13 protein-coding genes are annotated in these 14,936 nt (G+C 72.5%); 8 read left to right on the plus strand and 5 right to left on the minus strand.

The window, feature by feature from the left end:
- Positions 1-171: 171 nt before the first annotated feature.
- On the plus strand, positions 172-1,215 hold the full coding sequence (locus A2U95_RS25830; protein ID WP_166027325.1) for an NlpC/P60 family protein: 1,044 nt from the start codon (positions 172-174) through the stop codon (positions 1,213-1,215).
- Positions 1,216-1,980: 765 nt separating this feature from the next.
- The gene (locus A2U95_RS25835; protein WP_166027327.1) at positions 1,981-3,576 is read left to right on the plus strand and encodes a pentapeptide repeat-containing protein; all 1,596 of its coding nucleotides are present in this window, start codon (positions 1,981-1,983) and stop codon (positions 3,574-3,576) included.
- Between the two features lie 101 nt (positions 3,577-3,677).
- Here the strand turns inward: A2U95_RS25835 and A2U95_RS25840 are convergent, their stop codons facing one another.
- The 4 genes from A2U95_RS25840 to A2U95_RS25855 all read right to left on the minus strand — a co-directional run bounded on the left by A2U95_RS25840 (position 3,678) and on the right by A2U95_RS25855 (position 7,832).
- A complete protein-coding gene (locus tag A2U95_RS25840; protein WP_166027330.1) occupies positions 3,678-4,400 on the minus strand; it encodes a DUF4389 domain-containing protein in 723 nt (240 codons plus the stop codon).
- A gap of 283 nt (positions 4,401-4,683) precedes the next feature.
- On the minus strand, positions 4,684-5,226 hold the full coding sequence (locus tag A2U95_RS25845; protein WP_166027332.1) for a flavodoxin domain-containing protein: 543 nt from the start codon (positions 5,224-5,226) through the stop codon (positions 4,684-4,686).
- A 186-nt stretch (positions 5,227-5,412) separates the two neighbouring features.
- Positions 5,413-6,399 (minus strand): Acg family FMN-binding oxidoreductase, encoded by a 987-nt coding sequence (locus A2U95_RS25850; protein ID WP_166027334.1) that lies wholly within the window; start codon positions 6,397-6,399, stop codon positions 5,413-5,415.
- An 11-nt stretch (positions 6,400-6,410) separates the two neighbouring features.
- Positions 6,411-7,832 (minus strand): nicotinate phosphoribosyltransferase, encoded by a 1,422-nt coding sequence (locus A2U95_RS25855; RefSeq protein WP_166027336.1) that lies wholly within the window; start codon positions 7,830-7,832, stop codon positions 6,411-6,413.
- Between the two features lie 300 nt (positions 7,833-8,132).
- Here A2U95_RS25855 and A2U95_RS25860 point away from each other — a divergent pair, with 300 nt between their 5' ends.
- A complete protein-coding gene (locus tag A2U95_RS25860; RefSeq protein WP_166027337.1) occupies positions 8,133-8,993 on the plus strand; it encodes a universal stress protein in 861 nt (286 codons plus the stop codon).
- 252 nt (positions 8,994-9,245) lie between these two features.
- On the plus strand, positions 9,246-10,361 hold the full coding sequence (locus tag A2U95_RS25865; protein ID WP_166027339.1) for an AI-2E family transporter: 1,116 nt from the start codon (positions 9,246-9,248) through the stop codon (positions 10,359-10,361).
- A 411-nt stretch (positions 10,362-10,772) separates the two neighbouring features.
- Here A2U95_RS25865 and A2U95_RS25870 read toward each other — a convergent pair whose 3' ends face one another.
- Entirely contained in the window at positions 10,773-12,284 is a 1,512-nt protein-coding gene (locus tag A2U95_RS25870) for an MFS transporter (protein WP_166027341.1), read from the minus strand.
- A gap of 97 nt (positions 12,285-12,381) precedes the next feature.
- Between A2U95_RS25870 and A2U95_RS25875 the strand changes: the two genes are divergently transcribed.
- The 4 genes from A2U95_RS25875 (at position 12,382) to A2U95_RS25890 (ending at position 14,847) form a co-directional block, all read left to right on the plus strand.
- Positions 12,382-13,266 (plus strand): helix-turn-helix transcriptional regulator, encoded by an 885-nt coding sequence (locus A2U95_RS25875; RefSeq protein ID WP_206283064.1) that lies wholly within the window; start codon positions 12,382-12,384, stop codon positions 13,264-13,266.
- A gap of 410 nt (positions 13,267-13,676) precedes the next feature.
- On the plus strand, positions 13,677-14,003 hold the full coding sequence (locus A2U95_RS25880; protein ID WP_166022919.1) for a hypothetical protein: 327 nt from the start codon (positions 13,677-13,679) through the stop codon (positions 14,001-14,003).
- Between the two features lie 79 nt (positions 14,004-14,082).
- Positions 14,083-14,397: a pore-forming ESAT-6 family protein gene (locus tag A2U95_RS25885; RefSeq protein WP_166022917.1), complete on the plus strand. Its 315-nt coding sequence runs from the start codon at positions 14,083-14,085 to the stop codon at positions 14,395-14,397.
- Positions 14,398-14,466: 69 nt separating this feature from the next.
- Positions 14,467-14,847 (plus strand): DUF6507 family protein, encoded by a 381-nt coding sequence (locus A2U95_RS25890; protein WP_166027345.1) that lies wholly within the window; start codon positions 14,467-14,469, stop codon positions 14,845-14,847.
- The last annotated feature ends 89 nt before the right edge of the window (positions 14,848-14,936 follow it).

The raw sequence follows: 14,936 nt of genomic DNA on the forward strand, positions 1-14,936 counted from the left end.
TGACCCGCGTTGCTGCTAAGACTCTTAGCTGTCTAGTATCCGCTCATGTCTTCGCATGGTCGGCCATCCACTCGGGATGGCGGCGAAGGTGCCGCCGAGTCCGCGGAACCCCGCGGAGCCGGGCCGATGCCCGCGCCCGACAGGCGGTCGAGGCAGAAGGAGCTCGTCCACGTGGGGTCCCACCGTCGTCCCAAGCAGCCGAAGCGCACCTACACGACCATGCTCACGACTGCCGCCGCAGCGGCAGTGGCCTTCACGACCCAGTCCGCCGCCCACGCCGATCCCCTGCCGGACCCGAACAAGAAGGGCGTGAAGGCCGAGGTCGACCGACTCTACGAGCAGGCCGCGCAGGCGACCGAGAAGTACAACGGCGCGAAGGAGAAGGAGAGCAAGCTCCAGCGGGAGGTCGAGGACCTCCAGGACGCCGTTGCCCGCAGCCAAGAGGAACTCAACACGCTGCGGGAGGACCTGGGACTGCTGGCCAGTGCTCAGTACCGCGACGGCGGGGTGGACCCGTCCGTGCAGCTCTTCTTCTCCTCCGATCCGGATGGTTACCTCGAGAAGGCGGCCACGCTCGACCGGATCAGCGGCCGGCAGCTCGGGACGCTGCAGCAGATGCAGTCCCAGCAGCGCACGCTGGAGCAGCAGCGTGAGGAGGCCCAGGGCAAACTCAAGGATCTCGAGGACACCCGTGAGGAGCTGAAGGACAAGAAGAAGGAGGTCCAGGGCAAGCTCGCCGAGGCTCAGAAGCTCCTCAACACGCTGACGGCGCAGGAGCGCGCAAAGATCGCGGCCGAGGACCAGCGAGCCAACCGCGCCGGTCAGCAAGCCGACCTGGGCGATGAGGCCAGCGGCTCGCAGCGTGCGGCCGCCGCTTTTCAAGCGGCCCGGAGCCGGGTTGGCATGCCCTACGCGTGGGGCGCCACCGGACCGAACTCCTTCGACTGCTCCGGGCTGACCTCCTGGGCCTTCAACCAGGCAGGTGTCTCCATACCGCGTACGTCCCAGGCCCAGGCGAACATCGGCACCCGGATCAACTCCCTGGGCGACCTGAAGCCTGGCGACCTCATCATCATGCGCAGCGACCTCAGCCACGTCGGCTTCTACGCCGGCAACGGACAGATCCTCCACGCTCCCAAGCCCGGCGCCGTGGTGCGCTACGAAGCGATCAGCACCAGCGGCATGCCCTTCATGTGGGGAGTACGCGTCAGCTGAATCCCCGTCCCGGCCGTCAATCAACGCTGGGGGCCACCCGGCTTCGGTGGAGGGGACGCGCTCGGGCGGTGGACCATGAACTCTCGGTCCCGGACGCCTCCCGCACCGGTTCCGCCCTCCACTCGCCCCACTCCGGTACCGGCCTCTCCATGATCGGTGTCCTGTCACCCCAGTACTTCGGCACGGCGGTGGTGAGGGCCTCGAGTGCGCACCCCGGCACCAGGCGGCGGTCCGTCGGACCGGACTCCTCCCTTCTCCTCGCCCGCGATGACGGCGGCCATCGCCCCTGCGGGCTTCTCCCGGCGCATGTGCTGCTTGAGGGTCTCCAGGGTCTCCTTCCTCTTGCTTCGCCGGAGGCGGAGGTCCACGAGATCCGCAGGGCTCCTGCCCACCAGTTCCTCGGAATCGGCATCCCGGAATTCCTCCGCCACACGCCTCGCCGAGGTGCTCCCCTGCCTGACCTGTCCGGCCTGTCCAAGCCGGACCTGTCCGGGTGAGGGGCGGTGCGCATGACATGGCGGACTCCCGGGCCACGGCCAGGAAGCGCTCGATGCACGTGTACTCGCGCTCAAGGTCCCGTCACGCAGACACCCATCGGCCGCACCCCCAAGATCCTCGAATCGAACGGACGACACCTACCGGGCGCTTCACGAAGACGGCACGGCGTGGGGCCGCCGGCGACCGGGCGCCATCGTTTTTTTCCGCTCCTCCCACCCGTTGCGGCCGGTCCGGAACTGCCCGACGGTACTGCCGAGTCCTTCGGGTATGACTGCTGTCGCGCCCGAACCACCCTCCAGCACCCCGCCGGACCGGCCGCACTGCGGCCACGGCTCGGCCCCGGCCGATCCGGTCGGCTGCCGCGGCATCCCCGTCGGCGGCCACACCGCCTGCCTGGCCCACGTGAACGCGGCCGATCGCGCCGCCTACCTTTCGGCTCTGTCGCCCGGTGCCGACCTGGACCACCGCGGCACCCCCTTCACCCCTGAACTGCTGAGCCTGCTGCTCGGCTCCACGACGGCCGACGCCACCGGCGGCCCGCGCCTGGGCGACGCCCGGTTCGAGGGGGCGGTCTTCTCGGGCGACGCCCGGTTCTCCCGGGCGTCCTTCTCCGGCGAGGCCCGGTTCGAGGGGGCGACGTTCTTCGGGGACGCGCTGTTCGACGGAGTGACGTTCTCCGGGCCCGCCCGGTTCGGGGGAGCGCGGTTCTTCGGCGACGTCACCTTCGGCGAGGCGCGGTTCGAAGGGACGCCCCGTCTGGGGCCACTGGCGTGCGGAAAGCGGGTGGTGCTGGACGGCGCGGTGTTCCAGCGGCCGGTGACGGTGGAGATCGCCGCCCGTCGGACGAGTTGCGTGCGGACGCGCTGGGCATCGACCGCCACGCTGCACCTGCGCCACACCGAACTGGACCTGAGGGACGCGGTCCTCGAATACCCGGTGCTCGTCGCCGCCCGCCCCGATCCGTTCCCCCTCGGACGTGGCGACTCGCTGCCGGAGGCGGAGCTGTCCGGCGAGGAGCCCGGAGTGCGCCTGGTGTCGGTGGGCGGGGTGGACGCCGCGCATCTGGCCCTTCACGACATCGACCTGCGGAGGTGCCGGATGGCCGGTGCGATTCATCTGGATCAGATGAAGGTGGACGGCTGGTGCACCTTCGCCACCACGCCTCCCGGCTGGAACCGGCGGTTCCCCTGGCGGTGGAGCCGACGCAACACCCTGGCCGAGGAGCACCACTGGCGGGTGCGCACCGCCGGCCGCTCCGACCGTGCCGCGGCCCTCGGCTGGGGCACCCCGCCGCGGGACGCCCCCGCCCTCAAGCCCGCGGCGGTGGCGGCGCTGTACCGGCAGCTGCGCAAGTCGCTGGAGGACGGCAAGAACGAGCCGGACGCCGCCGACTTCTACTACGGCGAGTGCGAGATGCGCCGCCATGACGCCACCCGGCCCCGGGGCGAGCGCGCCTTGCTGTTGCTCCACTGGGCCCTGTCCGGGTACGGGCTGCGCGCCTCCCGCGCGCTGGCCTGGCTGGGGGCGGCCATGGCCGTCACCGTCGCGGTGATGATGCTGTGGGGCCTGCCCGCCGACGATCCGAAACCCACCACCACCGGCCGCCAGGTCGCCGCGGGACAGGAGATCACCCTCGTCACCGACTCCCCCGAACCGGTCAACCCCACCGGCCCGCTGCTCGAACGGGTCACGGGCGACCGGTGGGAGAAGGCCCTGCGTGTGGTGATCAACTCGGTGGTCTTCCGTTCCTCCGGCCAGGACCTCACCACCACCGGCACCTACGCCGAGATGGCCTCCCGGCTCACCGAACCCGCCCTCCTCGGCCTGGCCGTCCTCGCTGTCCGCAGTCGTGTCAAACGCTGACGCCTGCCCCGCGGGACGGCGGCCGGTCAAGCAGTCGTGCCCGCCTCGGCGCGGTGAGCGGAAACCCGGGGACGAGGGGACGCCGTCGGCGGGACCGGGATTCACCACCGCTTGCGCGCCGCGTCCCGCTGTCCGGCGTCCGGCTCCGCGCCGCCCTGGTCCAGCCGGAACGGCGGATAGGCGTCCGTCATCAGCGCCGCGTAGGCCACCACCCGCAGCACCCAGCGGTTGAACCCGACGATCAGGTCGAACAGGCCCCCGGGATACCGGTCGGTGAATGCCTTGGCGATGATCGCGAAGAACGCCAGGACGGTGATCAGCCCCGCCGACCACGCCCACGGGCCGCCCTCACCGTCACCGGCGTCCGCCCGGCCCCCTCCGGAGCCGCCGCCGGTCAGGAAACCCACCACGACGTAGTGCGGGATCGCCAGCAGCCACCACTTGACCAGGACCAGGCCGCGCGAGAGGCGACCGGGGCGGGCGATGTGCAGCCGCGCCGGGTAATCGGGCTCCTCGCCCAGGCTGAAGGGCGGGTAGCGGTCGGTGGCGAACGCGCCGGCCGAGTAGTAGTGCACCCGCCAGCTCCAACGCAACACGCCGGTGTTGAAGTCGAACAGCGGCTGCGGGTAGCGGGCGGTGAACAGGATCGCGAAGAAGGCGATCACGCTCACCACCAGGAAGGCGATCCACAGGAAGACCAGCACCACGTAGTGCGGGACGAGCAGGAGCCACTTCACCAGCCACAGCCAGCGGGACAACCGCTCGTCCAGCTCCGCCTCCACCCGCACCGGACCGGCGGGCGCGGTCGTCGTCCCAGAGTCCATCCGGATCAGCTCCCACGGCACATCGACTGAATGCCCCCTGAACACCAGGATGAGGGGATGTGCCCGTGTTCGCCCGGGAAGCCCTTCCGGTGGGTGGTGGAGCGGGGTCCGCCGTCCCGGGAGCCGTACCGCCACGGTCCCGCGACGGCGTCACCCGGTTCCGCGTCCCGCCCGGGCCGCGGGCCCGCGGGGAGCTTCCCGTCTCGGACCCGAGGGGCGGGGAGGGAGGAAGTGGAGGACATGGGGGGAGGGCATGGGAGGGAGGACGCGGGCCCGCATCACGTCAGTCGCCCGTGCCGCCGCGCGTGAGGTCGTCGGCGATTCGCCGTGCCCAGTCGTCGACGGCCTCCCAGTCCCGGTGATCGCCGTACCGGAGTCCCATGGCCCGCAGGCTCACCCGTCCTCCCGGGGGAAGGTGCTCGGGCCGGATCACCCCGGAGAAGAGCCGGTGGTCCCGGGGACGCAGCTCCCGCAGCGCCGGGCCCGCCACTTTCGGCTCCTCGCGCCCCGCCAGGAGCTTCCACGGACCGCGCAGCGCTCCCGGCATTCCGACGCTGAAGATCCACACCGGGTGCTCACGGAGCGCGTCCCGTTCGCGGCGTACGAGATCCAGGGCCTCGGGCAGCCAGGCCATGTCGTGGACGGCGCTGCCCAGCACCACCGCGTCGTACGGGTGCACGTCGGCCACGTCGTCGCAGGGGCGGACCTCCACCTGGGCGCCCCTTCGCCGGAGGATGTCCGCGACGCGCTCGGCGATGCCCAGGGTGGAGCCGTGCGCCGTGGCGTGCGCGATCAGGACGCGGGGCCGGGCGGAGTCGTCGGACATGGCGTGCTCCCTCGGACAGCGGGCCGGCCTCGGGGACGAGCCCGACGACCCGGTCGTCGCGGGCGACCGGAAGGGCCCCGGCGCGGTGCCGGTGCACGCACTCGGCGATCCGCGCGAAGGCCGTGTCCGGGCCCGCGCCGACGACGGGGCGCGCCATGAGGCGGGCGACGGGGGGACGGCGGACGTTCACGGCTCGAGGTCGAGGATGTCGTCGACGGGGCGGCGGCGCGTCACGGCCCCGGTGGGGCCGTAACCGAGGCGCAGCAGCATCTGTACGGCGCCGCGGCCTTGGAGGGGGTCGCGCAGCAGCCAGCGGAGGGATCCGCGCTCCAGCGGCTGGGTCGTCAGGCCCGTCGCCACCTGGACCGTGGTGGCCGCGAGCAGGACGCGCTCCAGGGCCTGTCCGGCGATCACCCAGCGCGGCGGATCGTCGTCGGCCGTGGAGAGGATGGCCAGCTGCGGATGACGTTCGAACCGGACGGTGGCCCTCTCCCGGCCGGTGCCGTGCCCGAAGTCGCGGCTGCGCCAGGCGGCGTCCCGGCTCCGCGGACCGACGGCGGACCAGGGCACGCCGTCGGCGGCCAGCTCCGGCGCGGTGCCCACGCGCAGCCAGCGGGCCTCGTCGGGGTCGCCCGCGTGCTCGGCGTCGGCCTCCGCCTCGGCGATCAGGTCGACCAGGAAGCGGACGTGCCAGCCGCCGGGGAACTGCAGACGGGCTCCCTCGGCCTCGGCCTCGCGGGCCAGGAGCTGCTTCAGCTCGTCGGGCAGGGGATGGTCCTCGAAGGGGAACCGGCTGGTGTGGCGGCGCGACAGCGCCGGGTACAGGCTCGCGAGAGCTCCCGTGGCCGCAGCGGTGCCCGCCGTGCCCGGGCGCACGCGGGCGACCAGCCGGGGGTCGTCCGGGTCGGGCAGCACGGAGGTGTGCATGACCAGGCCGCTGTGGGCGGCGGCGACCCGCAGGTTGAACAGCGCGGCTCCGCAGCTGATGTACTGGGCGCGGTGGTCCGGATCGGCGTGCGGCATGTCGCGTCCGGGATCGGCGCGCAGGTCCAGCACTCCGGCGTCGCGGTGGTACACGAAGCGCCAGGGCTGGGCGTTGTGCAGGGAGGGTGCGGTGGCGGCGTCGCGGACGAGGCCGCGGACCGTCGGCGGGGAGATGTGCGGCATCGGCATGGTGTTCTCCTTCAGCTCCAGCGTCGCTCCGCTCCACGGGTGACGCCAGGCCGGGCGGATCCCCCGCCCGCCGGGCGGGCCGCCGCGGTGTCCGCCGGCGCCGCCGCGGCCGCCGCGGCCTCCTCCGTGCGGGTGCGTACGCGGTCGGTCAGGTCGTCCAGTCCGTGCGAGGTCACCGCCCGGGGCGGCACGGGCGAGCGGATCCTCCGGGCGCCGCCCGGAAGATCCGCGAGGTCCGCCGTGAACCTGGCGTGCAGGTCGGCCAGGGAGGGCCGGGGCGCGGTCCGCCGCCCGTCGCGCATCACCGTCTCGAGCAGCGGCACGCCGTCCGGGGGCGGCGGCTCCGCGGCCAGGCCGATCACGTCGGCGAAGCCCGGACGCCTGAAGACCTGTTTGGCGCCCGGAGCGGTGACCTTGCGCTGCGACAGCTTCATCACCGGGCGGCCGTCGTACTCCACCAGCTTGTAGGCGGAGTCCAGGTACGGGGCGTCGGCCGAGACGCCGACCTTCGTTCCCACCGCGAACACGTCGACGGGGGCGCCGCCCCGCACCAGCTCGTCCACGGCGTACTCGTCGAGACCGCCACTGGCGACGACGCTGACCTCGGACAGGCCCGCCTCGTCGAGCAGGGACCTCGCACGCCGCGCCAGTGCTCCCAGGTCTCCGCTGTCCAGGCGGACCGCCGAGCCCGCCGCGCGGTCCAGGTCCCGCAGGACCCGGGCGGCGATCCGCACGCCGCGCTCGGTGTCGTAGGTGTCCACCAGCAGGGTCAGGGGGCCCGGGTGGCAGCGGGCGAAGGCGCGGAACGCCTCCTCCTCCGTCGGGAAGGCCTCCACGAACGAGTGGGCCATCGTGCCCACGGCCGGTATCCCCTCCAGGACCGCGGCCGCCACGTTGCTGGTCCCCGCGAAGCCCGCCACGGCACCCAGGCGTGCGGCCTGGTGGCCCGCCTGCGGGCCGTGGGTGCGCCGCAGGGAGAAGTCCACGACCGGGTGCCCGGCCGCGGCGAGCACGCAGCGGGCGGCCTTCGAGGCGATCGCGGTCTGGTGGCTGACCTGGTTGAGCAGGCAGGTCTCGACCAGTTGCGCCTGGATGAGGGGCGCGGTCACCTCGAGGAGGGGCTCCCCCGCGAGGACGACGCGTCCCTCGGGCACCGCTCGGACCTCCCCGGTGAACGCCAGGTCACGCAGCGGTTCGACGTCGCGCCGCGGCCTGTGGAGCGCGTCGGCGAAGGCGTCCACCTCCTCGTCGCCGATCCGGTAATCCGACAGCAGGTCCAGCACGGACTCCACTCCGGCGGCCACCAGGAAACCCCGTCCCTCGGGCAGGTCGCGCACGAAGAGGCTGAACGTGGCGGGGGCGTTCATCCCCTCGTGCCGGTAGCACAGGGCCATGGTGATCTCGTACAGATCGGTGTACGTGGCCTTGGACATCGTGGGCACCTCTTCCGGCGGGCGGGGCCGGGGTCGCTCGGCCGGGGTCGTCCGCCGGTGTCCGGGTTCCCCCTGCGGGGAAAGGAATCGGGCCGACGGCCCGGTTGCGGAGTGGGCCGTCCGTGGAACGCTGGTGGGAAGGCGCCCGAAAAGCGACACACAGCTCTCCGGGAGCATCCCTCCCGGACGGCCGCACCGGCCCCGGCCACACAGGCCCCGGCCGCGCCGCCCGAGGCGCGCCCCCGGCTCCGGCCTCCGCCCGGCGGAGCGTCCGTCCGGGACCGGATCGGGAGAAGGACCATGAACGGTACGGCGGAACGTCCGGAGATCGTCGTCGGGGTCGACCCGGCCGGGAACTGGCGCCTGGCCGTCTCCTGGGCGGTGGACGAGGCGGAGCGGCGCCGGTCGGCCCTGCGGCTCGTGGTCGCCGTACCGCCCCCACGGGACAGCCAGCACGTCGACGACACCCCCCGGTTCCAGACCCGGGCCATCGCGGGCCGCAACGCGCTGGCCGCCGCCGCCGGCCGGGTGCACGAGCGCGGACCCGGGATCCAGGTCACCACCGCGCTCCTCGAAGGGGAGCCGGCCCGTGTCATGGCCGGCCTGTCCCAGGAGGCGGCGATGGTCGTGCTGGGATCCCGCCACCTCAGCAGGACCGAGGAGTTCCTGAGCGCGGGCTCGCTCGTCGTCCCCGTCACCGCACAGGCCCGGTGCCCGGTCGTCGTCGTGGGCGACGCGGAGCACGGCACCCAGGCCGCGCCCTACCTGGTGGCGGGGTTCGACGGGAGCGAGTCGTCACGGGCCGCTCTCGCCTTCGCCCTGGAGGAGGCGCACCTGCGCGGCTGCGGCCTGCGGACCGTGGCCGCCTGGGAACCACCGGTCTTCACCAGGCGCCCCGAACACGCGGCGCTCCAGGCCGAGCGCCGGCGGCTCAGGGAGGCCACCTCCGCCCCGGCACAACGCCACCCGGACGTGTCCCTGACCCACGAGGTGACCGTCGGCCCACCCGTGGAGGTGCTCGCGAAGGCGGCCGAACACGCGCTCGCGGTGGTGGTCGGACGCCGGGGCCACGGAGGCTACACCGGCATGCGCGTGGGCTCGGTCGTCCACGGGCTCCTGCACCGGGCCCACTGCCCGGTCGTCACCGTCCCCACGGCCTGACGGCCCGGAGACGGCTGTTCCCGCATGCGGGCCGGGCAGCCCCGGCGAGGCGTGGGCCCGGCGGGCTTCTCGTCCCGGCCGGGTCCGTGCCGGCGGCGTTCGAGGGCCGGGCGCCGGCCGGTGCCGCCGGGGCCGGTCCTTCCGGTCGGCGAGGCGGTGCCGGCGGTGAAGGGCGTCCCCCTCGGCCACCGGCCGCCGTGGGCCGTCCCCCACGTCGGCACCGCCTCGCCGCCGCCCTCTAAAGTGGCCCCCATGCCTGCCAGGTTGAGTGCCACGCGAACCCGCACAGCCCTGCGTACGTCGGCGCGCACCAGCGCCGATCTGCTGCTGATCCTGCTGATGGTCACGGCGGGGCTGTGGCTCCTCGGCCGGATGTGGCCGGTGGTCTGGCCGCTGGTCGTCGCCCTGTTCCTCACCACGCTCACCTGGCCGATGGCGCGCTTCCTGCGCCGGCACGGCTGGGCCCCCGCTCTCGCGGCCTCGGTGGTCACCGTGGTGTCCCTGGTGATCGCGGCGGGTGTGGTGGCGCTGATCGCCGTACCGGTGACGTCCCAGTCCGGAGAGCTGGTGGACGGCGTGATCGCCGGCATCAAGCACCTGCGCGAATGGGCTGCCGGGCCGCCGCTGAACATCGACGACACGGAGATCACCAAGGCGCTCGACTCCGCGGTGGACCGTCTCCAGAACAGCATGGGCGCCACGGTCTCCGCCGTCGTCACCGGGGTGGGGACCGTCATCAACGGTGTCGTCACGGCCGTGCTGGCCGTCTTCCTGATGTTCTTCTTCCTGAAGGACGGCCCGCGGTTCCTGCCGTGGCTGACCCGGCAACTGCCCGGCCGCCTCGCCGTCCACGTTCCCACCGTGGCCGAGCGGGGCTGGGACACCCTGGGCGCGTTCATCCGGTCGCAGGCGCTCGTCGGTCTGATCGACGCGGTCCTCATCGGTCTCGGCCTGTGGATCCTCGACGTGCCGCTCGTGCTGCCGCTGTCGGTGCTGACCTTCGTCTCCGCGTTCGTGCCGGTCATCGGCGCCCTGTTCGCCGGCTTCGTGGCGGTGCTCATCGCGCTGGTGTCGAACGGGCCGACCGACGCGCTGATCGTGCTGGCGATCATCGTCGGCGTGCAGCAGTTGGAGGGCAACGTCTTCCAGCCCATGATCCAGAGCCGGGGCCTGGGCCTGCACGCGGCGGTGATCCTGCTGGCGGTGACGCTGGGAGGAAGCCTGGCGGGCATCGTGGGCAGCCTGCTGGCCGTGCCGGCCTCCGCGCTGATCGCGGTGGTGTGGAACTACATACGGGAACAGCTCGGCGAGCCCGAGGAGGGGCCGGCGGCCTCCGGCGCCACCGTCGCGGACCCAGGGGCATCCTGACCGGTGTCCCGGCCCCGTCGACCAGCAGCTCCGGGACCCGTTCCTCGTAGAACCTGATCCGGCCGATCACTCCCCCGGTCCTGACGTGGAGCGCCAACCGCTGGACCGGCGTGCCGAGTTCAGGCGGAAAATCGGCGCGCACGTTCCTGTCGCGCCGTCGGCGCCCAGCCGTCCCGCGCACGGACCGGCCCCCGGTCCGCACCCCGCCGATACGCGTCGCCGGCCCGCGCCGCGACAACAGGGCGATCAGGTCTCCTTCGCCCCCGGCGTCCTCCTGGTCCACGTCGCTCCCGGCATCGAGGACACCGAGGTGGAAGCACAGGTCGTCGAGCACGGCGGTCGGCACGGTCGGCGTGAGGTCGAGCGCCAGGTCCGCGTCCCCCACGGGGCCCGGCCATGACCTCCGTCCCGTCACGCCTTGCCCGCCACGGGCTCCTCGTGGGCCTCGGAGGTCCGCTGTTCCGGTACCGGCCTGGGGAGCCGGCGCAGGGCGACCGTTCCCAGGGCGGCGTGCAGCAGGCTCGCCGTGATCACGACGACGTGCAGGCCGGTGACGAAGGCGGACTTCGCGTCCTGGATCACGGGTGCGAGCAGGGAGGGCGACTGGAGCGTCTCGTCGAGGGTGGGGGCGAGGTCCGGGCCCTGGAGGCGGAAGAGCAGCGCGGCGAGCGAGCCGAGGATCGCGATGCCGAGGGCGTTGCCGATCTCGTTGCTGGTCTCGGCGATCGCGCCGGCCGAACCCGCCCGCTCCGCGGGGACCGCGCCGACCGCGGTGTCCGCGACGACGGCGAAGGAGATGCCGTATCCCAGTCCGGCGATCACGGTCGAGGCGACGTACCAGCCGGTCCCGCCGGTGACCGTGGTGGGCAGCAGCAGCAACAGGCCGCCCGCGATGGAGAAGTGGCAGACGAGGAGGGCGGCCCGCTTGCCGATGCGTTCGACGACCGCCGGCGTGACGATGCAGGAGACGGTGAGGGCCGCCGCGCCCGGGAGGGCCAGCAGTGCCGCGTGCAGGACGCCCAGGCCCAGTACGGACTGGAGGTAGGTGCCGGACAGGTACGCCGTGGCCGACCACGCGGCCAGTGGCAGCAGGCCCGTGATGACGGCGATGGTGAAGACGCGGTCGCGGAAGAGGGAGAAGTCGATCAGCGGGTTGTCGAGGCGTCGTTGGCGCAGGCCGAAGAGGACCAGTACGACGACGCCGGCGATGATCGTGGTGATCGGGAGGACCGAGATCCCGTCGGCGGCCCCGTGCTTGACGCCGTAGGTCGTGAGCAGCAGGCCCCCGGCGGAGGTCACGACGCTGAGGGCGTCGACGCGGCCCGTCCCGCCCTGCCGGACCTCTCGGAGGAGGACCGGGGCGAAAGCCAGGAACACGATGATGACGGGGAGGTTGACGAGGAAGACCGAGCCCCACCAGAACCGGCCGAGGAGGGTGCCGCCGATCACCGGGCCGAGGGCGAAGCCGGCGGCGAAGGCCGCGGCGAAGATGCCGATGGCCTGGGCCCGGCGCCGGGGGTCGGGGAGCAGCTCGCTCAGTACGGCCAGCGCCGAGGGCAGCAGGGTCGCACCGGCCACGCCCATGAGCGCCCGGCAGGCGATGAGGAGTTCGGGGGTCGGTGCGAACGCGGCGCCGGCTGAGCCGAGTCCGAACACGGTCGCGCCGACCATCAGGAGCTTCAGCCGGCCGTAGCGGTCACCGATGGCGCCGAAGGCGACCAGCAGGGAGCCGACGGCGAAGCCGTAGACGTCCAGGATCCACAGCGCCTGGTCGGCGGTGGGCGAGAGGGCCTGGCTGATCCGGGGCATCGCCAGGAACAGGATCGATCCGTCCATGGAGACGAGGAGGACCGGGCCGAGGACCACCGCGAGCCCGAGCCAGGCCCGCAGTCCGGGTGCGTCGTTCGCGTGCTGTCGAGTCATGGTGCCGACACTCGGGCACGGCGTGGCCGACAGCCATCCCCGTGGCGTGGGTACACCCGACAGGTACACCCACGAAGCGGGCGGGCGCCCTACGCTCGTGTGCGTGGAGAGCCTCGGAACGTTCCTGAAGAGCCGTCGTGACCGGGTCACTCCGGCGGAGATCGGTCTGCCGTCCTACGGCACCTCCCGCCGGGTCCCCGGTCTCCGGCGGGAAGAACTCGCCCAGCTCGCCGGGGTGAGCGCGGGGTACTACACGCGTCTGGAGCAGGGGCAGGCCGAGACCGCCTCCGATCAGGTGCTCGACGCGCTCGCCCGGGTGCTCCGGCTCGACCCGGTGGAGACCGCCCACCTGCACAACCTCGCCCGGCAGTCCGCGAAGCCGGGTTTGGGCGAACCGCCCCGCGAGGAGCCCCACCCGCGGGTGCTGACCCTCCTGGAGTCGCTGGGCGAGGCCATGCCGGCGGTGGTGCTGGGCAGGCGCGGTGACGTCCTCGCGTGGAACCGCACCGGGCACGCGCTGGTCGCCGAGCACGTCCCCTTCGAGGCGCCGCGGAATCCGCAGGATCCGCAGGGACGTCCGTCGGTCCCGAGGATGTTCTTCCTGGACCCGCACACCCGCGCCATGTACCGCAACTGGCCGGACCTCGCCAAGGTGCACGTCGCCTATCTGCGCCTCACCGCGGGCCGCTACCCCACGGACGCCCGGCTCGCCGGACTGATCGGCGAACTCACCATGAATAGCGTGGACTTCGCCGCGATGTGGGCGACGGGTGACGTCTCCGACTGCACGACGGGGACCATGCACCTGCAGCACCCCGCCGTCGGGGCGGTGAGCGTGGACTATCAGGTGTGGCTCCAGCCCGACAGCCCCGATCACCGCGTCGAGATCTACACGCCCAACGACGCGACCTCCGCGGACGCGCTGCGCGTGCTGCACCAGCAGAGCGGCCGGGATGACGAGCCGGAGTCGGCAGCCGCCTGACGGCAGCGCTGCGCTCCGGCACACGGGCCACGACGAACCCGAGCGGTTCGCCGCAGCCCTTCTGGAGGACCACGAGCCCGTGTCGGGCACGTTTTCGCCCACATGAAGGGCTGAAGGTCCTGTGCGCCCGCCGGCTGAAGGGCGACGGCGTCCACCACGCCGTGCCCAGTGGCGCCCGTCTGCACGGCCTGGTCCCTGTCGGGTGACGGGGGAAGGTCCTGGCCGTCCGGCGGACAGTCCTCGACGCACACCACGCTCGGACAAAGAGCTTGGAACCAGGCGGAGTTGTGATGCGTCGGTGAGTGTTGTCGGCCTCGATTGCGCAACCGCTGCCGGGGCGGCGAAGATGAGGTCAACTGTCGCGGCGGATCGGCAGTGGTCCTCGTGGTGGCCCGTCCGGGGGAGGTTTCGTGAAGTTCGACATGGGTGCGCAGACGCTGTCGACGCTGCAGCGTGACTCGCGTGGTTCGAGTGAGGACCTGGGCGCGCTGGTGCGTCAGCTGGTGCAGGCGGTGCAGCCGTTGGAGGGCAAGTTCAACGGTCAGGGCCGGGTGATGTTCGACCAGTTCAAGGCGCGGGCGGATCAGATCGCCGCGGACCTGAACAGTTCGCTGGGCGCGATCCTGGGCGGTCAGGCGGGGATGGACTCGGCGTTCGCCTCGGGTGACCAGGAGCAGGGTGACAACGCGCGGCAGCAGATGTCGGCGGCCAACTTCGACGCGGCGCGCTTCCGCTGATCCGCGCGCCGGGGCGCGGCAGGTGCCGGCGTCTCGAGGCTTGTTCTTGTCTGCTTCGTTTTCCGGGGAGTGATGTGTGATGGCGGGTGCGGGCGCTGATCGCCGTTCCTACGATTCGGGCGCGTCGTCGGACGCGCAGGCCAACATCCAGGCGGTGGTGGGCCGGCTGGAGGGGCTGCTCACGCAGCGGGAGAGCCAGGTGAAGGCGGCGATGGCGGACTTCGTCGCCGACGGTGTGGCGGAGGAGTACCACGGCAAGGAGCAGCGGTGGATCAGTGCCTCGCAGGAGGTGCGGAACATCATCGCGTTGCTGAAGTCGACGCTGGAGCAGAACGACGGCACGGCGCAGTCGACGCTGCAGCGGGCGAAGGCCGCGGTCGACAACATCGGCTGAATGGCCGGGTGTTGTCCGGTCGGTGGGCAGGCAGTAGGTAGCAGACCGTAGGCATGACGGGGGTTTTCGGTGCCCAGCTGGGATCTGACGCCGCAGGGGATCTCGCAGGTCCTGAAGACGACGGGTGAGACGGCGTCCTCGATGGAGGGTTACGCGAAGTCGTTCGGTGAGCATCTGCAGTCGGCGGCGACCAGCGCCGGCACCATTTCCGCCGAGGGCGGGGGCGGGGGCGAGCAGGCCGGCGGTCTGGTCGCGCTCGCTTTGTCGCAGTACGCGGAGAAGGCGGCCAAGGAGCTGCAGTTCGTCGCGGCGCGGGCGGGGAAGTCGCTGACGGGTGCGGTGGAGGCGACGACCGCCTATCTGAACGGTGATCTGGAGATGGCGGCGCAGGCGCAACGGCGGGCGTTGCAGGTGCCGGAGCTGGACATGCCGGGGGTGGGGAAGGCGTGATCCAGCCGGGGCAGATACCGCAGTTCACCGGGGACCTGGCGCAGCTGGAGACGGATTACGCGGCGCTGAAGACCGACGCCGGGAATGTG

It is taken from the genome of Streptomyces chilikensis (assembly GCF_001642695.1).
GTDB classification, from domain to species: domain Bacteria; phylum Actinomycetota; class Actinomycetes; order Streptomycetales; family Streptomycetaceae; genus Streptomyces; species Streptomyces chilikensis.